The sequence below is a fragment of the Corallococcus sp. AS-1-12 genome (assembly GCF_020036995.1).
In the GTDB taxonomy this organism is placed as follows: domain Bacteria; phylum Myxococcota; class Myxococcia; order Myxococcales; family Myxococcaceae; genus Corallococcus.
This window is the reverse complement of sequence record NZ_JAIQDD010000008.1, coordinates 230,401-253,515: the sequence shown is the minus strand read 5'-3', so window position 1 is coordinate 253,515 and position 23,115 is coordinate 230,401. Positions and strand designations below refer to the sequence as shown.

Sequence of the window (23,115 nt, the reverse complement as noted above, 5' to 3'; positions counted from 1 at the left end):
AACAAGGCTAGGGCTGCCCCCTTCCAGACGGAAGTGCAAAGGGGGCACGAGGATGGATCGCCCTCGTTGAGTATCAAGCACTCACCCACAGCCGGACCAGCTCCAGCAGCTTGTCGGTGTCCACCGGCTTGGGCAGGTAGTCACTCGCGCCAGCGGCCATGCACTTCTCACGGTCGTCCTTCAGCGCCTTCGCGGTGACGGCGATGATGGGGAGGCTGGCGTACTTGGGGTCCTTGCGGATGGCACGCATGGTCTCATAGCCATCCATCTCCGGCATCATCACGTCCATCAGCACGACGTCCACGTCGGGGTGCTGGCCGAGCATCTCGATGGCAGCCCGCCCGTTCTCCGCGAAGACGACCTGCATGCTGTGATTTTCCAGCACGCTGGTGAGCGCGAAGATGTTGCGCATGTCGTCATCCACCAGGAGCACCTTTTTGCCGGCCAGCGGCGCGTCCTGGTCGTTGCGCTGCGCCAGGGCCGCGCGCGCGCGCGCCGGGAGGTTCTCATCCAGGCGGTGCAGGAAGAGCGCCGTGTCGCTGAGCAGTTGGTCCGGGCTCTTCGCGCCGCTCTTCAGGATGACGCTGCCGGTGTAACGCCGCAGGCGGGACTCGTCCTTGGGCGTCAATTCACGGCCGGTGTAGACGACGATGGGCAGGTCGCGGAAGCGCTGCTGCGTCTTGACCTCCTCCACCAGCTTGATGCCGTCCATGTCGGGCAACAGGAGGTCGATGACGAGGCAGTCGTACTCGTTCTCCTCCAGCTTCTGGAGGGCCTCCTGGCCGGACGCCACCGCGGTGACGACGACGTCACCGCCGTCGCTGAGCAACTGGGTGAGGCTGTTGCGCTGCACGTCGTCGTCTTCAATGACGAGCAGGCGGCGCTCCCGGCGCTCCAGGAAGCGCGACAGTTGGCCGAAGACGCGCTCCAGCCCCTCCTTGCTCACGGGCTTGGTCAGGTAGCCGAACGCGCCCTGGGTGTTGCCCAGGTGCTTGTCCATGACGCTGATGATGTGGACGGGGATGTGGCGCGTGCGCGGGTTGCGCTTGAGGCGGTCCAGCACGCTCCAGCCGTCCACCACGGGCAGTTGGATGTCCAGGGTGATGGCGTCCGGCTGGTACTCGTGCGCCATGGACAGGCCGCTGTCACCGCGCGTGGCGACCAGGGCCTTGAAGCCCTTCTCGCGCGCCATCTGCACCATGATGCGGGCGAACTTCAGGTCGTCCTCGATGATGAGCAAGGTGCGGTCACCCTCGCGGATGGACTCGCGGTCGTCCTCCACCACGACGGGCGTGTGCGCCCCCTCCACCTGGGGGGGCAGCGCGGCGTCCAGCACGTGGGCCTGCGGCTCCGCCACCGACACCGGCGCCGGCTGGGCGAGCGCCGACTGCGGCGTCGTCGCGGGGGTGCCGGAGGTGGACGGGGTGACGAGCGTCTCCGGCAGCGTCCCCACCGCGCGGCCGGCCGGCTCTCCGCCCTGCGGCACCTCCTCGTCCGCGCCCTGGTACTCCGGCGGCAGGTAGAGGGTGAAGGTGCTGCCCTTGCCCGGCTCGCTCTCCAGGCGGATTTCGCCGCCCAGCAGCTTGGCGATTTCGCGGCTGATGGACAGGCCCAGGCCGGTGCCGCCGTACTTGCGCGCGGTGGAGCCGTCCGCCTGCTGGAACGCCTCGAAGATGATGCGCTGCTTGTCCTTGGCGATGCCGATGCCGGTGTCCTTCACGGCGAAGGCCAGCACGTGGCGCGAGCGGCGCAGCGCCTCGTGGTCGAAGCGGATGCCCTTCTCCGCCAGGCGCACGGAGAGCTTCACACCGCCCTCGTCGGTGAACTTGAAGGCGTTGGAGAGCAGGTTCTTGAGCACCTGCTGCAGCCGCTGCGGGTCGGTGCGCACGTGGCGCGGCGTGCCCGCGAGCACCTCCACCTGGAAGGTGAGGCCCTTCTGGTCCGCCACCGGGCGGAAGCTGCGCTCGATGAACTGGTTGAGCTCCGTGAGGACGATGTCCCGGGGCTCCACCTGCATCTTGCCCGCCTCCACCTTGGACAGGTCGAGGATTTCGTTGATGAGGCTGAGCAGGTCCCCGCCGGACGCGTAGATGGTGTTGGCGTACTCCACCTGCTTGGTGGAGAGGTTCCCGTCCTTGTTGTCCGACAGGAGCTTGGCGAGGATGAGCAGCGAGTTGAGCGGCGTGCGCAGCTCGTGGCTCATGTTGGCCAGGAACTCGCTCTTGTACTTGGAGATGATGGTGAGCTGCTCCGCCTTCTCCTCCAGGCTGACGCGCGCCAGCTCCACCTCGCGGTTCTTCTCCTCCACGCGGGTGTTCTGGTCCGCCAGCTCCTTCGCCTTGTCCTCCAGCTCGATGTTGGTGCGCTTGAGCTCGTCCTGCTGCTGGGTGAGCTCGCGCGACTGGCTCTGGAGCTCCTGGGTCAGGCGCTGCGACTCGGAGAGCAGCGTCTCCGTGCGCATGTTCGCCATGATCATGTTGAGCACCACGCCGATGCTCTCCGTGAGCTGATCCAGGAAGATTTGATGGATGGCGCTGAACGGGTGGAACGAGGCCAGCTCGATGACGGCCTTCACCTCGCCCTCGAAGAGGACGGGCAGGACGATGATGTTGAGCGGCGCGGCCTCACCCAGCCCGGAGGAGATGGTGATGTAGTCCGACGGCACGCGCGTGAGCAGGATGGTCTTCTTCTCCAGCGCGCACTGGCCGACCAGCCCCTCGCCCAGGCGGAAGCGGTTCGCCAGGTGCTTGCGCTCCCGGTACGCGTAGGTGCTGGTGAGCTTGAGGGACGGCATGCCGCCCTCGGGGTCGGAGAGGAAGAAGGCGCCGTGGTGCGCGGACACCAGCGGGGTCAGCTCGCTCATGATGAGGCGGCTGACGGCGTCCAGGGACTTCTGGCCCTGCATCATGCCGCTGAACTTCGCCAGGTTCGTCTTGAGCCAGTCCTGCTCCTGGTTCTTCTGCGTCGTCTCACGCAGGTTGACGATCATCTGGTTGATGTTGTCCTTCAGCGCCGCGACCTCGCCCTCGGCGACGACCGTGATGCTGCGGGTCAGGTCGCCCTTGGTCACGGCGGTGGCCACGTCGGAGATGGCGCGCAACTGGCTGGTGAGCGTCCCGGCCAACTGGTTCACGTTGTCCGTCAACTGCCGCCACGTGCCGCGCGCGCCGGGCACGCGGGCCTGGCCGCCCAGCTTTCCTTCGATACCCACCTCGCGGGCCACCGTGGAGACCTGCTCCGCGAAGGTGCCCAGCGTGTCGGTCATGTTGTTGATGGTGTCCGCGAGCGCCGCGACTTCACCCTTCGCGTCCACGATGAGCTTCTGGGTCAGGTCGCCGTTGGCCACCGCCGTCACCACGCGCACGATGCCGCGCACCTGGGTGGTGAGGTTGGACGCCATGAAGTTCACGTTGTCCGTGAGGTCCTTCCACGTGCCGGCCACGCCGGGCACGCGGGCCTGGCCGCCCAGCTTCCCTTCCACGCCCACCTCGCGGGCCACCGTGGAGACCTGCTCCGCGAAGATGCCCAGCGTGTCGGTCATGTTGTTGATGGTCTCCGCCAGGGCGGCCACTTCGCCCTTCGCGTCCACCACCAGCTTCTGCTTGAGGTCGCCATTCGCGACCGCGGTCACCACCTTCACGATGCCGCGCACCTGGGTGGTGAGGTTGCGGGCCATGAAGTTCACGTTGTCCGTGAGGTCCTTCCACGTGCCGGACACGCCCTTCACCTCCGCCTGACCGCCCAGCTTGCCCTCCGCGCCCACCTCGCGCGCCACGCGGGTCACTTCGGAAGCGAAGCTGTTGAGCTGATCCACCATCGTGTTGATGGTGTTCTTCAGCTCCAGGATCTCGCCCTTCGCGTCCACGGTGATCTTCTTGGACAGGTCACCGTTCGCGACGGCCGTCGTCACCAGCGCGATGTTGCGCACCTGGCTGGTGAGGTTGGACGCCATGCTGTTCACGTTGTCCGTGAGGTCCTTCCACGTGCCGGCGACGCCGGGCACCGCGGCCTGACCGCCCAGCTTGCCGTCCGTGCCCACCTCCTTCGCGACGCGGGTCACTTCGGAGGCGAAGGCGCGGAGCTGGTCCACCATCGTGTTGATGGTGCTCTTGAGCTCCAGGATCTCGCCCTTCGCTTCGACGGAGATCTTCTGCGACAGGTCGCCGTAGGCGACCGCCGTGGTCACCTTGGCGATGTTGCGCACCTGGTCCGTCAGGTTCGCGGCGAGGACGTTCACGTTGTCCGTGAGGTCCTTCCACACGCCCGCGACGCCGGGCACCGCGGCCTGACCGCCCAGCTTGCCCTCCGTGCCCACTTCCTTGCCCACGCGCGTGACTTCCGACGCGAACGCGCGGAGCTGGTCCACCATCGTGTTGATGGTGTTCTTCAGCTCCAGCACCTCGCCCTTCACGCTCACGGTGATCTTCTGGGACAGGTCGCCGTTGGCCACCGCCGTGGTCACCTTGGCGATGTTGCGCACCTGGTCCGTCAGGTTGCCGGCGAGGACGTTCACGTTGTCCGTGAGGTCCTTCCACACGCCGGACACGCCCTTCACGTCCGCCTGACCGCCCAGCTTGCCTTCGGTGCCCACTTCCTTCGCGACGCGCGTCACTTCGGCGGCGAACGCGCGGAGCTGGTCCACCATCGTGTTGATGGTGCTCTTGAGTTCCAGCACCTCGCCCTTCGCGTCCACTGTGATCTTCTTGGACAGGTCGCCGTTCGCGACCGCCGTGGTGACCTCCGCGATGTTTCGCACCTGGGCTGTGAGGTTGTTGGCCAGCAGGTTCACGTTGTTCGTGAGGTCCTTCCACGTGCCCGCGACGCCCGGCACTTCGGCCTGGGCGCCCAGCTTGCCCTCCACGCCCACCGTGCGCGCCACGTCCGTCACCTGCTGCGCGAAGACGGACAGCGTCTGGGTCATCGCGTTGATGGTGTCCGCGAGCGCGGCGATTTCGCCCTTGGCCTCCATCACCAGCTTCTGGGACAGGTCGCCGTCGGCCACCGCCGTCACCACCTTGACGATGCCGCGCACCTGGGTGGTGAGGTTGAAGGCCATGCTGTTCACGTTGTCCGTGAGGTCCTTCCACACGCCGGACACGCCCTTCACGTCGGCCTGACCGCCCAGCTTGCCGTCCGTGCCCACTTCCTTCGCGACGCGGGTCACTTCGGCGGCGAACGCGCGGAGCTGGTCCACCATCGTGTTGATGGTGCTCTTGAGCTCCAGCACCTCGCCCTTCGCGTCGACCGTGATCTTGCGGGACAGGTCGCCCTTCGCGACCGCCGTCGTCACCTCGGCGATGTTACGGACCTGGTCGGTGAGGTTGTTCGCCAGGAGGTTCACGTTGTTCGTGAGGTCCTTCCAGGTGCCCGCGACGCCCGGCACCACGGCCTGGGCGCCCAGCTTGCCTTCCACGCCCACCGTGCGCGCGACGTCCGTCACCTGCTGCGCGAAGATGGAGAGTGTCTGGGTCATCGCGTTGATGGTGTCCGCGAGCTCCGCGACCTCGCCCTTGGCCTCCATCTTCAGGCGCTGGGTGAGGTCGCCGTTGGCGACGGCGGTCACCACCTTGGCGATGCCTCGCACCTGGGTGGTGAGGTTGGACGCCATGAAGTTCACGTTGTCCGTGAGGTCCTTCCACGTGCCGGACACGCCCTTCACTTCCGCCTGACCGCCCAGCTTGCCGTGCGTGCCCACCTCGCGGGCGACGCGCGTCACTTCGGAGGCGAAGCTGTTGAGCTGGTCCACCATCGTGTTGATGGTGTTCTTCAGCTCCAGGATTTCGCCGCGCGCGTCGACGGTGATCTTCTTGGACAGGTCACCGGTGGCCACCGCCGTCGTCACCAGGGCGATGTTGCGCACCTGGGTGGTGAGGTTGGAGGCCATGCTGTTCACGTTGTCCGTGAGGTCCTTCCACGTGCCGCCGACACCGGGCACCGCGGCCTGACCGCCCAGCTTGCCGTCCGTGCCCACCTCCTTCGCGACGCGCGTCACTTCGGCGGCGAACGCGCGGAGCTGGTCCACCATCGTGTTGATGGTGCTCTTGAGCTCCAGCACCTCGCCCTTCACGTCCACGGTGATCTTCCGGGACAGGTCGCCATTGGCGACGGCGGTGGAGACCTCCGCGATGTTGCGCACCTGGCTGGTGAGGTTGGACGCCATCAGGTTCACGTTGTCCGTGAGGTCCTTCCACGTCCCCGCGGCGCCGGGCACCTGGGCCTGGGCGCCCAGCTTGCCCTCCACGCCCACCGTGCGCGCGACGCTGGTCACCTGCTGCGCGAACACGTTGAGCGTGTCCGTCATGTTGTTCAGCGTGGCGCCCAGCGCGGCGATTTCACCCTGCGACGGCACCATCAGCTTCTGGGTGAGGTCACCGTTGGCGACCGCCGTCACCACCTTCACGATGCCGCGCACCTGCGTCGTGAGGTTGGACGCCATGAAGTTCACGTTGTCCGTGAGGTCCTTCCACGTGCCGGACACGCCGGACACCGCGGCCTGACCGCCCAGCTTTCCTTCCGTACCCACCTCGCGCGCGACGCGCGTCACTTCGGAGGCGAAGCTGTTGAGCTGGTCCACCATCGTGTTGATGGTGCTCTTGAGCTCCAGGACCTCGCCCTTCACGTCCACGGTGATCTTCCGGGACAGGTCGCCGCGGGCCACCGCCGTGGTGACCTCCGCGATGTTTCGCACCTGCGCGGTGAGGTTGCCGGCGAGGACGTTCACGTTGTCCGTGAGGTCCTTCCACACGCCGGACACGCCCTTCACGTCGGCCTGGCCGCCCAGCTTGCCTTCGGTGCCCACCTCCTTCGCGACACGCGTCACTTCGGCGGCGAAGCTGTTGAGCTGATCCACCATCGCGTTCACGGTGGTGCCGATGCGGAGGAACTCGCCCTTCACGGGCTGGCCGTCGATCTCCAGCGCCATCTTCTGGGTGAGGTCGCCTTCGGCCACCGCCACCAGCACGCGGGCGACCTCCGTGGTGGGCTGCACCAGGTCGCCGATGAGGGCGTTGATGGACTGGACGCTGGTGGCCCAGTCGCCGCGCACGTCGCCCAGGGTGACGCGCTCGCCCATGCGGCCCTCGCGGCCGACGACGCGCTCCACGCGGACGATTTCGTGGGTGAGCGTGGAGTTGAGCGTCACCACCGCGTTGAACGCGCGGGCGATCTCATCCATCACCACGTCCTGCGCGCCCGAGGGCAGCCGCACGGAGAAGTCACCGCCCTGCACGGCCCGGAGCGCCGCCAGCAGTTGCTGGAGCGGAGGAGGGCCGCCGGGGCGCAGGCCGTCATCGGCGGCCGGGCGGCTGTTGCCGTTGCGGCTCCGCGCGGGAGCGCGGCGGGAGGGCGCGGGTTCGGCACGCGTCGCTTCGGTGTTGCTCAACCGGTTGGCCGCCACGTTGCCCTGGGAGCGGGGGCCCGCGGGGCCAGCCTCCTGGCTCGCGGCGGTCGCGGCCGTCCTTCGGCCGTTGGCGCGCTTGCGGGGAGCGGAGGAGCTGGAAACCTTGGTGTCGTCCACGAGTGAAACCCCTGATCGGCGGAAGCGTTGCGACCGGACCTGCGAAGACGGCCCGCGATCCCAGGAACGTCCAATGAGTTCGCGGGTTTGTCGAATGTAAAGCCGGGGCGGAAAGGCCCTCGGTGTCGGGCACTGAACGTCATGCCTGGACCTGAGCCCCACCAACCCCGGAAGCCCCGGGTCGCGGTCACGAGCCCGAGGAGGAACCTCCCCATAACAGCTTCAAGGAGGCGAGGCCGTGCACGGGAAGCCATCGCACCCCTGCACATACAACGCCCGCCCCGAGAGCCTTCGGGCAGGCGCGCGTGGGCGCGCGGGCACCTCTTCACGTGCGCCGGTGCGGACATCGAAGCGGAGTGAGGCCGGCGCAGGTGCGTCCTGGGAAGCAGGCGAGCCACAGGCCAGCAGGACCTGATCCGCGGTGTCGAGCCACCAGAGGAACTCCACGGCGCACGGGGCCTCCGCCCGCACCAGCTCCAGGGTGCGGGCGTCGTAGACGATGACGCCGCCGCCCCACTCCACCGCCGCGAGCACGCCGCCGGGGCCGATGGACAGCCGGCCTCCCGGACCGGGCACCTGCGCCTGCCCCAGCACCTTGCCGTCCGGTGCCACGGAGACGAGCTGCCCGCTGGCATCCAGCGCGAGGACCCCGCCCGCGTGGCCGATCAGCCACTCCGGTGGCGAGATGTCGCCCACCGGCAGGAGCGCGCCGTCCCGCTCCCTCAACAGGCGGCTTCCAGCAGCGGCCCACAGCCGGCGCTCGCCATCGAAGGCGATGGCGGTGGTGCCGGGGATCTCCAGGCGCGAGTGCGAGCCATCCTCGCCGCAGACGGCGACGACGCGGGGTCCGAACACGGCCGCGCGCGACGCATCCGGGGCCACGGCCCAGCCCAGCCGCGTGGCCCCTTCCAACTGCCGCGCCAGACAGTCATTGAGCGCGCCCAGGTGCGCGTCTCCGGCGGGTGAAGCGATGAGGTACGGGAGGCTGGTGGTGGCGACGTAGAGCAGCAGGCCCAGGCCCGCGGCGATGACGAGCGTGAGCGGCCATGCCCGGGCGCTCACGCTTCGCGCGAGGCGCGCGCTCGTGCGGCCCACCGCCAACTGCCCGTCCCGTCCGCTCACGCACGCTCCTTCACTGGACCGGAGGACAGCACAGAAACGGGGCGAAGACTTCCCACAGCGATGCGGAAACGCAGGTGTTGGACACCCGAGTGCGCTGCCCCCACCTGTTTCACGGAACCCGGCGCGCGTGCGCGCAACCCCTGCCCCGCGTGCTTCGTTCCATGAACGACCTGCGAGCTGGCGGCCTGCCATGTGCCAGCGGGTTTCCAAGGGTTGCCCTGTCCGGTGAAGCACACACCTTTACGCCTCAAGCGACGGAAAGGGTTCCTTCACATGCGACGCTCCATTGGCACCGCGGCACTGGCCTTCAGCTTCCTCCTCTCCACCAGCGCGCTCGCCCAGCAGGTAGGCGACGGCTCGAGCCCCGGGACGACCCCTGGCTCCTCCGGCGCCTCTCCGGAGATGGTCAACAGCGGCCAGACCGGCAGCGCCGGCTCCCAGGGCACCGTCACGCCCGGCACCACCAACTCCACCGGCGTGGAGACGGGCAACACCGCCACCGGCACGGGGGGCTCTGGCACCAGCGTGAACCCGACCCCGGGCACCACCGGCACCGGCACCACCGGCGGTAGCACTTCCGGCACCGGCGGCACCGGGACCAGCGGCATCGGCACGGGCACCGGCACCACCGGCTCCAGCACGGACACCTACGGCACCGGCAGCACCGCGCCCTCCACCGGCACGGGCTCATACACGCAGCCCTCCACGAGCACCGGCACCTACGGCGGCTCGGGCACCAGCACCAGCGCCACGGGCGCTGGCAGCACCACCAGCACCGGCACCATTGGCGGCACGGGCACCGGCACCACCGGCGCCACCCAGCCCGGCACCGAGTCCAACGGCTCGACCGTCCTCAACCCGGGCGGCACCGGGACGGGCGGCACCAGCGGCACGACCGGCACGGGCGGCGTCGGCGGCACCGGCACGGGTGGCTCCGGCGGCACCACGGGCGGCGTGGGCGGCACCGGCACCAGCGGCTCCGGCGGCACCATGGGCGGCGTGGGCGGCACCGGCACCGGCGGAACCAATGGTTCGTCGGCCGGCACCGTCGGCGGCCAGTAGCCTTCGCGCCCGGATGGCCTGCAATGACAGCCACGGCCGCCAGCCCTTCGCTGGCGGCCGTCGCTCCATGTCTGGCTTTACTTCGGCGCGTCCAGACAGGCCATGGCCCGGCCCACGTACTCCATGAGCTGGGGGTCGCGGCCCTGGCGCTCGGTCATCCGGGGCTCCTGCTGGTGCATCGTCTGGAGCGACTTCTCGATGCCGGGGTTGCCTCCCGTGAAGGCGCGGATGAGCTCGCGCCAGCGCGTGGCCAGCGCGCGCACCGGCTCGGAGGCGGGGTCGGCGCCCTGCTCCATCTGCTCGCGCATGCTCGCGATGAGGCGGGGCCACTCGGCCTCCACCTGCCGGATGGCGTCGTCCCCCATCGCCTGGCGGCGGGCCTCCAGCTCCTTCAACTGCTCCGGGGTGTAGTACTTCTCGAACATGGTCATGGCCTCGATGGTCTGTAGGAAGTCGTCGGCGGAGACGGGCTCCGCCGCGCGCAACTGCCGTGCGAGGGAATCCAGGCGGTCGCAGAGCTGACGCTGTTCCGCCAGTTGCTCCCGGGCCCGCTGGAGCCGCAGCTCCACCACGCGCAGGGCGGAGAAGTCCGCCCGGCCCAGCGTCTCGGCGATCTCCTCCAGCGAGAACCCGAGCTGCTTGAGCGACAGGATGTGACTCAGGCGGGCGATGTCCGCCGCCGTGTAGAGCCGGTGCCCCGACGCCGTGTGCGCCGAGGGCTTGAGCAAGCCAATCTCGTCGTAGTGGTGCAGCGCGCGGATGGACAGCCCCGTACGCCGGGCCAGCTCCCCTACCTTCAGCTCCGTGTGCTGCATGCCTCACCCCTTTCCAGCCACGCCCCTTCGCGCGACTGGATGTCGTGGGTACAACCTCACGTCGCGTGAGGTTCAAGGGGGAAAACGCACGGGGGTGGCCAATGGACGACAGGGATTGCTAGGGTTCCCGCCTGGAACGGCGATGACCGCCGGTGGTTCCACGCACCCTTGAGGAGACCTGTCCTGATGACTCCGCCCCTTGTCGTCGTCGCGGCCCTGTCCGCCACGCGGGCGTGCATCCGCTGAGCCGGTCGCAGCACCGTCGTCCGTCGCAGCGCGAGCCCGCTTCCTTCACGCCCGGCGCCCCGGAGTCCCCTCCCGCGCGTCCTGGCATCGCTCTGCCCGGAGTTCCTCAAGTGTCACTCGAAACCCTCGGCTGGGGTCCCGACCTCGACCTCGCGCTGTCCAACACCCTCTCGCAGTCGTCCTCGTCCCTCGTCCCCGGGCGCGTCGTGCGCCAGCAGCGGGGACTGCTCACCGTGCAGACCGCCGGCGCGGCCTTCCTCGCGCGCGCCGCCGGACGCCTCCTCCATCAGGCCCAGGGCGCGGAGGCCCTGCCCACCGTGGGCGACTGGGTCCTCCTGCAACCGCCCGCGTCCGGTGACGGCGAGGCGCTGATGCACGCCGTGCTTCCCCGCCGCAGCCTCCTGAAGCGGCGCGAGGCGGGCAGCGAACACGACGGCCAGCTCATCGCCGCCAACGTGGACGTGGTGTTCCTCGTCATGGGGTTGGACGGCGACTTCAACCCCCGCCGCGTCGAACGCTCCCTCACCGTGGCCTGGAACAGCGGCGCCACGCCCGTCGTGCTCCTCAGCAAGGCGGACCTCGCGGACAACGCGGCCGAGCGCGTCCTGGAGGTGGAGGCCCTGGCCCCCGGCGTGGACGTGCTCGCGGTGAGCGCGCAAACGGGCCTGGGCGTGGAGGACGTGCGCGCCCGGCTTCCTCCCGGAAGGACGGGCGTGCTGCTGGGCTCGTCCGGCGTGGGCAAGTCCACGCTCGCCAACCGGCTGCTGGACGCCGCGCGCCTGGTCACCCAGCCCGTGCGGGCGGACGACGACCGGGGCCGGCACACCACCACGCACCGCGAGCTGTTCGTGCTGCAGAACGGCGGCCTCATCATCGACGGGCCCGGCATGCGCGAGCTGGGGCTGTGGGGCGATGAAGAGGAGGGCCTGGCCAACGCCTTCGCGGACGTGCTCGCGCTGGCCACCGGCTGCCGCTTCAGCGACTGCGGCCACCAGGGCGAACCGGGCTGCGCGGTGAAAGCAGCGGTGGAGGACGGCACGCTCTCCGAGGAGCGGCACGCGAGCTTCCAGAAGCTCCAGCGCGAGCAGGCCTTCCAGCACCGCCAGACGGACGCCGCCGCGCAGCGTGCGCACAAGCGGGTGGAGCGCGCCCGGTCCAACCAGGGCTGGGCCCTGACGCGCTCGAAGCGGCGCGGCGAATAGACAGACATCCCCGGGCGCGGCGCGGACACCTTCCGCGCCGCGTCCGGAGGTGCGTCAGAGGCCGGGGTTCGAGTCCGGCACGGAGCCGGGCGGCGGCAGCGGCGGCGGCGTCGGGGCCTCGAGCGCCGGGACCTCTCCCTCCTCCGGCGCGTCCGGGGCGCGGACCGGCGTCTCCGGGCCCGGGTCGTGCCGCGGGTGGATGTTCGAGGGCTCCGCCGCGCAGGCGTAGGCCACGGTGCGCGAGCCCACCAGGACCGTGGGCAATAGCAGGCCCATCGCGGCGCAGTTGCCCCGCTCCTCGTCGGTCCGGTTGCCACCGGCGCACACCGCCGCCCCGACGAACGCGCCCGCCACCGCCAGGCCCGCCTGGATGAGGAAGTCGCTGGCGGTCGCGCGGCTCTGCGCCCACGCGACGCCGTTCTTGCACTCGCTGCCAGGGGGGCTGGACACGGGCAACAGGCCCGCCACCGTGAACCACTGCCGGTCCTGGTGGACCCGCGGCTCCGGCCGCAGGTTCGTGACGATGCTCGTCCGATAGCAGCCCGTCTGCCCCAGCATCAGCGCCACCATCGACGCCGCCACCGCGTGTGCCTTGCGCATCCATGCCCCCAATCCCGGTGAGTGACCGCCCGCACCGGCGGTCAGGCCCCGTGCCTAGCCTGAACGCCGGGGTCACCGGAAGAGGGCGGCGCTACCGTCGGCGCTTCGGCGCGGCGGGGAGGCTCTCGAACGCGGTCTCCACCATGCCGCGCAGGGTGGCCTCGTCCATGCCCGCCTTGCCCACGGCCTCCAGCCCCCGGTGGACCCCGAGCAGCATGGCGCCCAACCTCTTCGGGTCCGCCTGGGGCGCGAGGTCCCCATGCGCCCGGGCCTGCTCCAGGCAGCGCACGAACGCGGCCTCCAGCCCCCGGAGGGTCTCCAGCGCCCGGTCCGCCACCTGCCCGTCCTGCGCCGCCAGCTCCGACGTGCCGCGCGCCAGCAGGCACCCGCGCCGGTTCGTGGGCGACGCGGACGCGGTCGCCACGCCCAGCATGTACTGACGCAGCCGCTCCAGCGCGCCAGCGTCCGGCCCCTCCAGCGTCTTCTTCACCGACTCCACGGAGCTCACGCAGTACGCGTCGAAGACCTTCAGGAAGAGCTGATGCTTGTCGCCGAAGGCCCCGTAGAGGCTGCCCTTGCCCAGCCCCGTGGCCTGCATCAGGTCGTCCATGGACGTCGCCGCGTAGCCCTTGTTCCAGAACTGGTCGCGCACCGCCCGCAGCACCTGCGCTTCATCGAATGTCCGAGGCCGAGCCATGCCTGGAAAATAAAAGTTATTGACCGCTCGGTCCACCATTCTTAGATATGGACCACAAAGTCCATAACTCCTCGCTGGCGCGGGGACGGGACAAGGAGCGGGACATGGGCAGGCTCGACGGGAAGGTGGCAGTCGTCACGGGTGGGACCACGGGCATCGGCTTCGCGTCCGCGAAGCGCTTCGCGCAGGAGGGGGCGAAGGTGTTCCTCACCGGCCGCCGGCAGGCGGAGGTGGACCGGGCGGTGAAGGAGATTGGCCAGGGCGCGGTGGGCGTGCGCGGGGACGTGTCCGTGATGGCGGAGCTGGACGCGCTCTACGCGCGGGTGAAGGAGGAGGCGGGGCACCTTGACGTGGTGTTCGCCAACGCGGGCGGCGGCGAGTTCGCGGCGCTGGGCTCCATCACGGAGGCGCACTTCGACCAGACGTTCAACATCAACGTGAAGGGCACGCTGTTCACGGTGCAGAAGGCGCTGCCGCTCCTGAAGGACGGCGGCTCCGTCATCCTGACGGGCTCCACCGCGGGCTCGGACGGCTCCGCGGCGTTCAGCGTCTACGCTGCGACGAAGGCGGCCATCCGCTCGTTCGCGCGCACCTGGGCCACGGACCTGAAGGGGCGGCGCATCCGGGTGAACACGCTCAGCCCGGGCCCCATCGACACGCCGGGACTCAACGGGCTGGCGCCCGACGCGGCGGGGGCGAAGCAGATCAAGGACCACCTCACCAGCCTCATCCCGCTGGGGCGCATGGGGCAGCCGGACGAGGTGGCGAAGGCGGCGCTGTTCCTCGCGTCGGACGACAGCAGCTTCGTCAACGGCGCGGAGCTCTTCGTGGACGGCGGCGCCGGACAGGTCTGAGGCCCGGCGGACGCGTCAGTCGTCCTTGCCGTCCGGGTTCGACGCGGCCAGCTTGCGCAGCTTCGCGGCGAAGGGGCTCTCGCCGTTCACCGGCGGCGGGCCGCCGGCCATGCGCTGGCGGCGGTCCATGGCGAGCGGGCCTTCAGGGGGCCCTTCCAGGGCTTCCTTCTCGAAGCGGTCCTGACCGCTCAGCACCCGGCCGATGGGGCGGGACGAGCCGACGCGACGAAAGGGATCCACGGACATGCGCTGACCTCCGGATGACGCCCCTGTTCTACCGCGCTTCGGTCCCGGGTGCATCCCACCCGCTCGGGTCCTCCAGCGCGCCGCCGATGTGCCGGAGCACCCGCGCGGCCAGGTCCACGTCGATGAGGCGCGCGTCCCAGGTGCAGGTGAGCGTCATGGCCTTGCCGGGCACCAGCGCGTCGCCCTCCACCACGGGCACGTCCCGCACGAGCCCGGGCGCCAGCAGCAGCGGCACGCGGGTGTAGGGCACCATCGCGACGAAGCCCCGCTCCAGCCCCAGCGAGCCCAGGTTCGTCACCGCCACGGAGCCGAACGGATCGAACGGCATGCCCACCCGGCGCAGGTCCACGTTCAGGCCGTACCAGACGAAGGACAACAGCCGCAGCGCGGGGCCCATCAGCCAGCCGGGCAACAGCGACGAGCGGCGCTTGCCCCGTTCGATCTCCACGTCCTCGCGCGCGCGGACCCGCGACACGCGCGCCTCCATGGCGTCCGCCAGCGCCTCCAGCGACTTCTGGTCCGCGCGGTGCACGGTGGCGGTGGTCAGGTCCACGCGCGACGCGCCGCTCGCCGGCTGGACCACCAGCACGCAGACGCCCACGTCCTCGCGCAGCCACGGGCGCTGGCCGCGCAGCACGACGTTGGCCTCCGGGTAGCGGCGCAGCGCGTCCGCCGCGGCCTTGGCCACCAGGTGCGTCACCGTCAGCCGGCGGCCGGTGCGCGTGCGGTGCGTGGCCATGAACGCGAGCGCCGGCTCCATGCGGACCTCCAGCGCCGCGTAGGCGGTGGGGTCGCGGGGGGCGCGCCACGTCCCCAGCGCGAGCTTGCGCAGGGCACTGGCCGGGGGCGCGGGGTGGAGGTCCAGGTTCATGGAAGGTTTCTCAAGCCTTTGCACGGCGGGGGGACCGCGCGCAACCAGGGCGGGCACCTGTTAGACATTGGCCCCAGCGCCCCTGCCCCTCCTCCCGCGCTCCGAGGCCCATCCGCATGAGCACCCTCGCCCTGGTCCTGTCCCTGGCCCTGCAGGCCTCGCCGCCCGCGAAGCCGCTCCCGAAGCCCGCCGCGCAGGCGCAGAAGAAGGCCCCCGCGGAGGACGTCGCCGCCGCCACCCAGGCGTGGCAGGCCGAGCGGCTGCAACGCCTGACGTCTCCGGACGGCTGGCTGACGCTGGTGGGGCTCACCTGGCTGAAGGAGGGCGAGCAGACGGCCGGCTCCGCGCCCGACAGCGCCGTGCCGCTGCCCTCGCCGGTGCCGGCCAGGGCGGGGACGTTCGTGCGCCAGGGGGACACCGTGAGCTTCCAGCCCGCGCCGGGGGTGGCCTTCACGCGGGAGGGCAAACCCTTCACGGGCGGCGCGCTGAAGACAGACGAGAAGGGCGCGCCGGACGTGGTGCGGCTGGGGGGCGTGAGCTTCCAGATCATCCGCCGGCAGGACCGGCTGGGCGTACGGGTAAAGGACTCGGAGGCGGCGGCGCGCAAGCAGTTCCACGGCATCCCGCTGTATCCGGCCAGCGCGGACTGGAAGGTGGAGGCGCGGCTGGTGCCGGATGAAACGCCGCGCATGCTCAGCGTGCCCACGGTGCTGGGGTACTCGGAGGAGATGAAGTCCGCCGGCACGCTCGTCTTCACGGTGGGGGGCAAGGAGTACCGGCTGATCCCCGTGGCGGAGGAGGGCTCGGACGAGCTGTTCATCGTCTTCGGCGACGAGACGAACCGCGACGCGACCTACGGCGCCGGCCGCTTCCTGGAGGCGCCGCTGCCGGACAAGGACGGGCGCGTCGTGCTGGACTTCAACCGCGCCTACAATCCGCCGTGCGCCTTCTCGCGCTTCGCCACCTGCCCGCTGCCCCCGCGCGGCAACCGCCTGGCCCTGCGCGTGGAAGCCGGTGAGAAGCGCGCGGGAGAACACTGACCCCTGTTGCCGGAACTGCCACCGTGACGTCCACTCCCGCATTCGAGCTCGCGGTCCTCACCGCCTCCGCCATCGCGTCCAATGAGTCCTTGTTGGACCGGCTGGTGCTCAAGGGAGGAAACGCGTTGCAGTTGATCCACCAACTGGGCGCGCGCGCCTCCATGGACCTGGATTACTCGATGGAAGGAGACGTCGAGGACGCAGGTGCCTTGGGGCGTGAGCTGGAGGCCGCGCTGGCATCGCGGTTCTCCGCTGCCGGTTATGCGCTCATCGACTTCCGCTTCGGGCCCAAGCCCTCCAGCTCAGGCCCTGGGGTGAATTGGGGCGGCTACCATGCGGAGTTCAAGGTCCTGGCTGTCGCGGCGATGAAGCGGCTGGAAGAAGAGCTGCGCCGACGTGAGGCGAAGAAAGGAGCGATTCCCAACCCGGCTCAGGTCCAGGAGCTGCATCGGCGAAGTGCGCCGAAGCGGACCATCGACATCAGCAAGTTCGAGTTCTGCCAGGGCAAGGCCGAGGCCACCCTCATCAATGGTCAGCGCTGCTTCGTGTACACGCCCGCGATGATCGCCGCCGAGAAGCTACGGGCCCTCTGCCAGCAGATGGACGAGTACGAGCCGCGGAAGAACCCTGCCAGCCGAGCACGGGACTTCTATGACCTGCACGCCTGCGTCCGCTACGCGGGTGTGGACCTGACCACGCACCGCGCGCTCCTGGAGGGCATCTTCGCATCCAAGGATGTGCCCCTGACGCTCCTGCGGCTTCTTGCGGAGGAGCGCCACCGGGAGTTCCATCGCCGCAGTTGGTCCGCCGTGGAGGCAGCGGTCACGGGCGAAGTGCTGGAGTCCTTCGACTTCTATTTCGAATTCGTCTGCGCGGAGGTTGCCCGGCTACAAGCCGCGGGGATGGTGTAGCCGCCAGCTCGCGTCGTACACGAGGTCCTTGAGCCCATAAGCCAGATAGAAGTCGTGGTGAAGTCCCAGCGCCCGCAGGGGGGAAAGGGCGTCAGCATCAAAGCCCGCCCGCTCCATGTAGAAGCCCAAAGCCTGGTGATAGGGATAGACGTAGTTCAGTTGAGCAAGCGTCTGGAGCAGCTTCTCCACGTCCACTTTTTCCTGCTCACGCGCACGCCGGAAGGCCCCCAGGACCTCCTCGACTCCACCTGCGTAGGTGGGGCGGACCGTCAGGTCGATCAGCGTCCGCTCGACGTTCGTGGCGGGCAGGAACTCCCCTTCGGGTGTCGGGACATCCTCCACCCCCAGCGCTCCCGTGTTCTTTCCGCTGAGCAGGACGGCCCGGTAGATGTCGAAGTGGAAGACGTAGGTGGATGCACGCTGCCGTCCCTTGAAGGCACGGTCGATGGCCTCCTGGGTGAGCCCTCCCCTGGGAGGGGGCTTCGGACTCTGCTCCTTGTTGACATAGATGACCTTGGCGAACTGGTCGGTCAGCCCGTGCAACCACGCCGCCGTCCCGTGTGAGATATAGGCGGACGGGCGCAGCGTCAGCGCCACGGCCAGGGGCGACGCCTGCTCCCACACGTAGCGCGTCACCACCTCGCCCGTGTCCGAGGACAGGCGAACCACGGAGAGCCGCTTCGAGTCCGACAGGAACTGGATGAAGCCGGACAGCCCTACTGAAGCAGGAAGCCCCCATGCTTCGCGGTGCCGCTTGAGCATCGCCGTCAGCGCCGGGCGCGAGTAGACCCGTCCAGGCTCATCCTGGAAGGCCTGGGCGATCAGCCCGGCGGCAAGCTGGAGTTTCGGTCGACGCGGCATGGGAGGCGGAGTGCCCAGGTATATATACCTGGGCACTCCGCCTGTCATGAAACCTATGACCTCAAAACGCCACCGCCCGCTTCCCTCCAGGAGGGAAACGGGCGGCGTGGGGGTGGCACTCAGGTGAAGCCTCAGAGCTGGATGGTCTTCTCCACATCCGCCATGCGGAAGCGCGCCATCGCCAGGTTCGCGTTCGCGCGGTGCAGCGCGATGTAGAGGAACAGGCCTTCGCGGGCCGCGAGCGGGCGGATGATGTGGTACTGCTCGCCCAGGGTGATGAGCATGTCCTCGATGCGGTCCTTGATGCCCAGGGCCTTCATCGTCTTCAGCTTGGCGCGCATCACCTCCGTGTTGCCCGCGGCCGCCGCCTCCACGTTGAACGTCGCGTTCCCACCGACGCTGCCCAGGGTCATCCCGCTGTTGGCATCCGCCAGACAGACCGCGAACGCCCCTTCAATCTTCATCGCCTCTTCCAGCGCCTGCTTCACGTTCGCCATGACTTCACCATCCAGTTCGGGGGGACTCGAGGGGGACTGCGACTGCGGTGGGTGGGCCGTGAGCTCCGCCAGCTCGAACGTCAGTTGGCTGGAGTAGGAGCGCGGCTGCGGCACGAAGAGCGCCTGCGCCTCCGCCAGCCCGAAGAGCGTCTCCAACTGCGCGGCCACGTGGTGGCGGAGCAGGTCGCGCAGCGTGTCGCGCGGCACCAGCCCCCACGCCACCAGCGTCTCGCAGAAGTTGCCGCCGCTCTTGCGGCACTCCGCCATCACCTGCTCGACGTCCTCGCGGTTCACCAGCTTCGCGTCGATGAGCGCCGTGGAGAAGCTGCGCGCGCCCGGGCCCGTGAGCACCGTCCACGCCACCTTGCGCTCCACCACGAAGACGCGCCCGGACACCGTGGTGGACTTCACCACCACCTCGCCGCCCAGCTTGCTCTCCAGCGCTTCGTTCAATACCGCCCGGACGACCTGACGGGGCTGGGACACCGCGTTTCGAGGAGCCGGGTTCATGCGGGAGTCCAGAGTGACCACCAGTGTTGGCGCGGTCCGTCAAGGGGGCGGGGCTGGCGAAATAATAAGCAACACCGCTGCACAATCGCAACCTAGCTGTAAAATTCAGGGAAGAGATGACTCCCCTGGGGTTGGTGAAACCCCGTACAAACGTCTGAGTGTCTTGTATCGAAGCGCCAAAGACAACGGAACAATTCCAGAGCAGCGAAAACCCGACGCATGCGTGCGACAGCGCCATGCGACTGGGGGATGAGGGGTTGTCCCGCCAACATTTCCCCCTCTGGAAGTGGGGGCAGGCAGGCATGGCCCTGGGGTGGAGTGCGTCCCCTGACGCGGCACGCAAAGACCCCCGGAGCGCATGAAGCCCCCCGGGGGTCTGGGTCCTGCTGGACCGTTTCGAGGCCTGTTCTCGGCTCAGTGCACGGGCGGTGCGCGGTCCGCGGCGGCCTCCGGGGCCAGAGGTGACTCCAGACGTGGGGCGATGCCGTCCTTGAGCTGGCGCAGGAGGGCGGCGCTGAAGGCCTCCAGGTCATCCGGCTTGCGGGACGTGATGAGGTTGCCGTCCTCCACCACCTGGCGGTCCACCCAGCGCGCGCCGGCGTTGATGAGGTCCGTCTTGATGGAGGGGAACGAGGTGACGGTGCGCTCGTCCGCGATGTCCGCCTCCACCAGCATCCACGGCGCGTGGCACACGGCGGCGATGGGCTTGTCCGCCTTGAAGAAGTCGCGCACGAAGCCGACCATGGCGATGTCCATGCGCAGGTGGTCCGGCGAGTAGCCGCCGGGGATCACCAGCGCGGCGAAGTCCGCGGCCTTCACCTCCTTCACCGCCTTCTCCGTGCGGATTTCGGCGCCCTTCTTCCCCTTGAGCGCCTTGCCGGCCTCCACGCCGATGACGACGGGCTCGTGGCCCGCCTGCTTGAGCTTGTCGAAGGGGACCTGGAACTCGGAGTCCTCGAAGTCGTTGGCCACGATGAATGCGATGCGCGCCATGGAACTGCCTCCCGCTGGGCATTGGTGTCGTTGAACCCGCCCGAGCAAGGTGCCCACGACAGGGGCCGCGACAACGCCATCCGGGACCGTTGTCCCATCCCGGCCGCGCTCGCCTGCCCCCCTTCCAGGTCGGTGGGCCGCGTTCACCCACGCTAGATTGACCCCATGCGCTCCCGACGCCTGCTCCTGGCCGCCCTCGTGGTGCTCGCCGCCTCCGCCTCCGCCTGCCGCAGGAGCCAGGCGCAGGGGACGGCGTCCGCCGCGGACTGCGTCCGGGTGGAGGACGGCTGGGGCCAGGACGGCGGCGTGCCCATCACCGTGGACGTGGTGGCGGAGGGGTTGGAGGTCCCCTGGGGCGTGGCCTTCCTGCCGGGCCAGGGCACGGACGCGCTCATCACCGAGCGGCCGGGCCGCGTGCGGCTGCTGCGCGGAGGCCAGTTGCAGCCCGGGGCCGTGGCCACGCTGCCCCTGGCGGCGAACGGCGAGGGCGGCCTGCTGGGCATCGCCGCGCACCCGGACTTCGCGACGAACCGCGCGTTCTACCTGTACGTCACCACCGAAGCGGACGGGAAGGCCCGCAACCGGGTGGAGCGCTGGACGCTGTCGCCGGACGGCGCGAGCGCGACCTTCGAGCGCGTCATCTTCGACGGCATCCCGTCCGCGAAGTACCACGACGGCGGGCGGCTGCGCTTCGGGCCGGACGGCATGCTGTACGTGGGCACGGGCGACGCCCGGGCCCCGGACCTGTCCCAGGACGTGGCCAGCCCCGCGGGCAAGCTCCTGCGCCTGACGCCGGACGGGGCGGTGCCCCAGGACAATCCCTTTCCCCACTCGCCCGCGTTCCTCCTGGGCGTGCGCAACACGCAAGGCTTTGACTGGAAGGACGCCACCACGCTGTACCTCACCGACCACGGCCCCAGCGGCGAGACGCTGCGCTTTGGCCATGACGAGGTGAACGTGGTGAAGGCGGGCGACAACCTGGGCTGGCCCGGCATCTATTCGTGCGAGACGCAGGGCGGGCGCATCACCCCGTCGCTCACGTTCGATGACGCCGCGCCCCCGGGCGGCGCCGCCGTCTACACGGGCAGCGCGATTCCGGAGTGGAAGGGGTCGCTGCTGGTGGGGACGCTCAAGTCCAGGCACCTGCACCGGGTGGAGTTCGACGCGCGGCAGCCCCACCGCGTGGCCCGGCACGAGGTGTACCTGCGCGACACGTATGGCCGCCTGCGCGACGTGCTGATGGGGCCGGACGGGCACCTGTACGTCACCACCAGCAACTGCGACGGCCGGGGCGAGTGCGGCCCCAGGAAGGACCTGCTCCTGCGCGTGCGGCGTTAGCTCACGCTCTCCGCGCTGTAGCGGGCCAGCAGGCCCGTGCGCACCGCGTAGCGGTAGACGCGCTGGAACACCCAGCCCGCCAGCACGATGTCCAGCAGCGCCAGCGCGAAGCCCCAGCCGAGCGTGGCGCCGGAGAACTCGCCGCCGGCCACCAGCGTGCGCACGCCCTCGAAGACGTAGGACGGGGGCAGGAGCTTCGCCACCCACTGCATCCACTCCGGCAGCGTGGACAGCGGGTAGAAGACGCCCACGAACGGGGACAGCAGGCTGGGGATGGGCCAGACGAACCACTCGGACGCGGGGCCCAGCCTCAGCACCATCGCGCTGCTGAGGATGCCCAGCGCGATGCCGAAGAGGAACAGCACCAGCACGAAGGGGATGAACAGCGCCCCGTAGGCGGCGAAGGACAGGCCGAACACCGTGGTGGACAACAGCAGCATGACGACGAGGCCGATGGCGCTGGTCGCGATGCTCGTCACCACCAGGCCGCCCACGTACTCCGGCAGCGTGAGCGGCGTGGCGAAGACGTTGAGGAAGTTGCGCGACCAGACGTCCTCGAAGAAGCCCGTCGTCAGCCCCTGCATCACCCGCGCGAAGAAGTCCCAGAGCAGCACCGCGCCCAGGAGCGCCGGCACGAAGTCGTAGCCGGAGGACGTCACCTCGTTGAGGTACCGGGTCATGAAGCCCCACAGCACCATGTCCACGGCCACCCAGGCGAACAGCGGCACCACGCGCGCGAAGTTGCCCTTGTAGAGATAGAACTGGCGCAGCGCGATGCCCGCGACGTGGTCCAGGTTCATGGCGCTTCGGTCCTCTCCAGCGACAGCGGCTCGTTGGCCACGGCGATGAACAGCTCCTCCAGCGTGGCCTTGCCGTGCTCGCGGGGCAGCGTCCTGGGGTCGCCCTCCAGCAGCACCCGGCCGCGCGCCAGGAAGAGGACGCGGTCGCAGACGGACTCCACCTCGTACATGTTGTGGGACGTCCACAGCACGCCGCTGTCGCCCTTCGCCGCGAAGGCCTTGATGCGGGTGCGGATGTCCAGCGCGGTGGCGGGGTCCAGCGACGCGGTGGGTTCGTCCAGCAGGAGCAGGCGGGGCTCGTTGAGCATGGCCTTGGCCAGGGACACGCGCGTCTGCTCGCCGGAGGACAGCACGCCGCACTTGGTGTCCCGGAAGCGCTTCAGGTCGTACTGCTCCAGCAGCGACTCGATGCGGGCGGACAGCCCCTTCACGCCGTAGACGAGGCCGAAGACGCGCAGGTTCTGGGCCACGGTGAGGTTGCCGGGCAGGGGCGCGTAGACGGCGGCGAAGTTGGTGCGGGACAGCGCCTTCACCCGCTGGGTCTCCAGGTCGGTGCCCTCGATGGCGATGGTGCCGGAGGTGGGCTGGAGCACGCCCAGGAGCATGTTGATGGTGGTGCTCTTGCCCGCGCCGTTGGGGCCCAGGAGCCCCACGATTTCGCGGCGGCGCACGTGGAAGGAGATGCCGTCCACGGCCGTGCGGGCGCCGTACGTCTTGCGCAGGGCCGTGACGGAGAGCACCAGGGTGTCCAGCGAGCCGGAGTTCATCGGGGGGCTCGCTGTACCACGCGCGCGCCGTATCGCCAGGGCGCACTTCCGACGGGGGGAAGGCAGGCGGGCGGGGCCTCGGGCGGGGCGATGAAAAGCGGACGGTGCCCGTGCACGGTCCGCGCGAATCTGGAAAGCTTCGCGTCCCTTCCCGGTCCCAGTGGAGT

Annotated in this window: 18 protein-coding genes; 6 read left to right on the top strand and 12 right to left on the bottom strand. The window is 69.6% G+C overall.

The window, feature by feature from the left end:
• Positions 1 to 73: 73 nt before the first annotated feature.
• Both K8556_RS16335 and K8556_RS16330 read right to left on the bottom strand, forming a co-directional pair.
• Positions 74 to 7,516 carry a HAMP domain-containing protein gene (locus K8556_RS16335; RefSeq protein WP_223741003.1) on the bottom strand — a complete coding sequence of 2,481 codons (7,443 nt, stop codon included), beginning with the start codon at positions 7,514 to 7,516 and terminating at the stop codon, positions 74 to 76.
• A 222-nt stretch (positions 7,517 to 7,738) separates the two neighbouring features.
• Positions 7,739 to 8,638: a hypothetical protein gene (locus K8556_RS16330; RefSeq protein ID WP_223741002.1), complete on the bottom strand. Its 900-nt coding sequence runs from the start codon at positions 8,636 to 8,638 to the stop codon at positions 7,739 to 7,741.
• Positions 8,639 to 8,911: 273 nt separating this feature from the next.
• Between K8556_RS16330 and K8556_RS16325 the strand changes: the two genes are divergently transcribed.
• On the top strand, positions 8,912 to 9,700 hold the full coding sequence (locus K8556_RS16325) for a hypothetical protein (RefSeq protein WP_223741001.1): 789 nt from the start codon (positions 8,912 to 8,914) through the stop codon (positions 9,698 to 9,700).
• Between the two features lie 77 nt (positions 9,701 to 9,777).
• On the opposite strand, the gene K8556_RS16320 is transcribed toward K8556_RS16325, so the two are convergent.
• The gene (locus K8556_RS16320) at positions 9,778 to 10,515 is read right to left on the bottom strand and encodes a MerR family transcriptional regulator (protein ID WP_223741000.1); all 738 of its coding nucleotides are present in this window, start codon (positions 10,513 to 10,515) and stop codon (positions 9,778 to 9,780) included.
• A gap of 356 nt (positions 10,516 to 10,871) precedes the next feature.
• On the opposite strand from K8556_RS16320, the gene rsgA reads away from it, so the two are divergent.
• Complete coding sequence (gene rsgA, locus K8556_RS16315) at positions 10,872 to 11,963, top strand: ribosome small subunit-dependent GTPase A (protein WP_223740999.1); 1,092 nt, start codon at positions 10,872 to 10,874, stop codon at positions 11,961 to 11,963.
• Between the two features lie 54 nt (positions 11,964 to 12,017).
• Here rsgA and K8556_RS16310 read toward each other — a convergent pair whose 3' ends face one another.
• Together K8556_RS16310 and K8556_RS16305 are read right to left on the bottom strand one after the other, a co-directional pair.
• Positions 12,018 to 12,563 (bottom strand): hypothetical protein, encoded by a 546-nt coding sequence (locus K8556_RS16310; RefSeq protein ID WP_223740998.1) that lies wholly within the window; start codon positions 12,561 to 12,563, stop codon positions 12,018 to 12,020.
• 91 nt (positions 12,564 to 12,654) lie between these two features.
• Complete coding sequence (locus K8556_RS16305) at positions 12,655 to 13,260, bottom strand: TetR/AcrR family transcriptional regulator (RefSeq protein ID WP_223740997.1); 606 nt, start codon at positions 13,258 to 13,260, stop codon at positions 12,655 to 12,657.
• A 104-nt stretch (positions 13,261 to 13,364) separates the two neighbouring features.
• Between K8556_RS16305 and K8556_RS16300 the strand changes: the two genes are divergently transcribed.
• Entirely contained in the window at positions 13,365 to 14,114 is a 750-nt protein-coding gene (locus tag K8556_RS16300) for an SDR family oxidoreductase (RefSeq protein ID WP_223740996.1), read from the top strand.
• 15 nt (positions 14,115 to 14,129) lie between these two features.
• Here the strand turns inward: K8556_RS16300 and K8556_RS16295 are convergent, their stop codons facing one another.
• A complete protein-coding gene (locus K8556_RS16295) occupies positions 14,130 to 14,360 on the bottom strand; it encodes a hypothetical protein (protein WP_223740995.1) in 231 nt (76 codons plus the stop codon).
• Between the two features lie 28 nt (positions 14,361 to 14,388).
• Complete coding sequence (locus tag K8556_RS16290; RefSeq protein WP_223740994.1) at positions 14,389 to 15,231, bottom strand: 2-oxo acid dehydrogenase subunit E2; 843 nt, start codon at positions 15,229 to 15,231, stop codon at positions 14,389 to 14,391.
• 116 nt (positions 15,232 to 15,347) lie between these two features.
• On the opposite strand from K8556_RS16290, the gene K8556_RS16285 reads away from it, so the two are divergent.
• Both K8556_RS16285 and K8556_RS16280 read left to right on the top strand, forming a co-directional pair.
• On the top strand, positions 15,348 to 16,271 hold the full coding sequence (locus K8556_RS16285; RefSeq protein WP_223740993.1) for a DUF1684 domain-containing protein: 924 nt from the start codon (positions 15,348 to 15,350) through the stop codon (positions 16,269 to 16,271).
• Between the two features lie 23 nt (positions 16,272 to 16,294).
• Positions 16,295 to 17,182 carry a nucleotidyl transferase AbiEii/AbiGii toxin family protein gene (locus K8556_RS16280; protein WP_223740992.1) on the top strand — a complete coding sequence of 296 codons (888 nt, stop codon included), beginning with the start codon at positions 16,295 to 16,297 and terminating at the stop codon, positions 17,180 to 17,182.
• On the opposite strand, the gene K8556_RS16275 is transcribed toward K8556_RS16280, so the two are convergent.
• From K8556_RS16275 to K8556_RS16265, 3 genes are all read right to left on the bottom strand, one after another.
• The gene (locus K8556_RS16275) at positions 17,159 to 18,043 is read right to left on the bottom strand and encodes a type IV toxin-antitoxin system AbiEi family antitoxin (protein ID WP_223740991.1); all 885 of its coding nucleotides are present in this window, start codon (positions 18,041 to 18,043) and stop codon (positions 17,159 to 17,161) included. The genes K8556_RS16280 and K8556_RS16275 overlap by 24 nt on opposite strands.
• A gap of 131 nt (positions 18,044 to 18,174) precedes the next feature.
• Entirely contained in the window at positions 18,175 to 19,050 is an 876-nt protein-coding gene (locus K8556_RS16270; protein WP_223740990.1) for a hypothetical protein, read from the bottom strand.
• Between the two features lie 414 nt (positions 19,051 to 19,464).
• The gene (locus K8556_RS16265; RefSeq protein ID WP_223740989.1) at positions 19,465 to 20,043 is read right to left on the bottom strand and encodes a type 1 glutamine amidotransferase domain-containing protein; all 579 of its coding nucleotides are present in this window, start codon (positions 20,041 to 20,043) and stop codon (positions 19,465 to 19,467) included.
• Between the two features lie 165 nt (positions 20,044 to 20,208).
• Between K8556_RS16265 and K8556_RS16260 the strand changes: the two genes are divergently transcribed.
• A complete protein-coding gene (locus tag K8556_RS16260) occupies positions 20,209 to 21,381 on the top strand; it encodes a sorbosone dehydrogenase family protein (RefSeq protein WP_223740988.1) in 1,173 nt (390 codons plus the stop codon).
• Here K8556_RS16260 and K8556_RS16255 read toward each other — a convergent pair.
• A complete protein-coding gene (locus tag K8556_RS16255; RefSeq protein ID WP_223740987.1) occupies positions 21,378 to 22,181 on the bottom strand; it encodes an ABC transporter permease in 804 nt (267 codons plus the stop codon). The genes K8556_RS16260 and K8556_RS16255 overlap by 4 nt on opposite strands.
• Entirely contained in the window at positions 22,178 to 22,948 is a 771-nt protein-coding gene (locus K8556_RS16250) for an ABC transporter ATP-binding protein (protein WP_223740986.1), read from the bottom strand. The genes K8556_RS16255 and K8556_RS16250 overlap by 4 nt, the downstream gene beginning before the upstream one ends.
• Between the last annotated feature and the right edge of the window lie 167 nt (positions 22,949 to 23,115).

Coding starts and splice junctions, on each gene's coding strand:
- K8556_RS16305 (WP_223740997.1), bottom strand. CDS start 13,260: ATGGCTCGGCCTCGGACATTCGATGAAGCGCAGGTGCTGCGGGCGGTG.
- K8556_RS16275 (WP_223740991.1), bottom strand. CDS start 18,043: ATGCCGCGTCGACCGAAACTCCAGCTTGCCGCCGGGCTGATCGCCCAG.
- K8556_RS16300 (WP_223740996.1), top strand. CDS start 13,365: ATGGGCAGGCTCGACGGGAAGGTGGCAGTCGTCACGGGTGGGACCACG.
- K8556_RS16285 (WP_223740993.1), top strand. CDS start 15,348: ATGAGCACCCTCGCCCTGGTCCTGTCCCTGGCCCTGCAGGCCTCGCCG.
- K8556_RS16260 (WP_223740988.1), top strand. CDS start 20,209: ATGCGCTCCCGACGCCTGCTCCTGGCCGCCCTCGTGGTGCTCGCCGCC.
- K8556_RS16265 (WP_223740989.1), bottom strand. CDS start 20,043: ATGGCGCGCATCGCATTCATCGTGGCCAACGACTTCGAGGACTCCGAG.
- K8556_RS16295 (WP_223740995.1), bottom strand. CDS start 14,360: ATGTCCGTGGATCCCTTTCGTCGCGTCGGCTCGTCCCGCCCCATCGGC.
- K8556_RS16320 (WP_223741000.1), bottom strand. CDS start 10,515: ATGCAGCACACGGAGCTGAAGGTAGGGGAGCTGGCCCGGCGTACGGGG.
- K8556_RS16270 (WP_223740990.1), bottom strand. CDS start 19,050: ATGAACCCGGCTCCTCGAAACGCGGTGTCCCAGCCCCGTCAGGTCGTC.
- K8556_RS16255 (WP_223740987.1), bottom strand. CDS start 22,181: ATGAACCTGGACCACGTCGCGGGCATCGCGCTGCGCCAGTTCTATCTC.
- K8556_RS16310 (WP_223740998.1), bottom strand. CDS start 12,563: ATGCGCAAGGCACACGCGGTGGCGGCGTCGATGGTGGCGCTGATGCTG.
- K8556_RS16290 (WP_223740994.1), bottom strand. CDS start 15,231: ATGAACCTGGACCTCCACCCCGCGCCCCCGGCCAGTGCCCTGCGCAAG.
- K8556_RS16325 (WP_223741001.1), top strand. CDS start 8,912: ATGCGACGCTCCATTGGCACCGCGGCACTGGCCTTCAGCTTCCTCCTC.
- K8556_RS16250 (WP_223740986.1), bottom strand. CDS start 22,948: ATGAACTCCGGCTCGCTGGACACCCTGGTGCTCTCCGTCACGGCCCTG.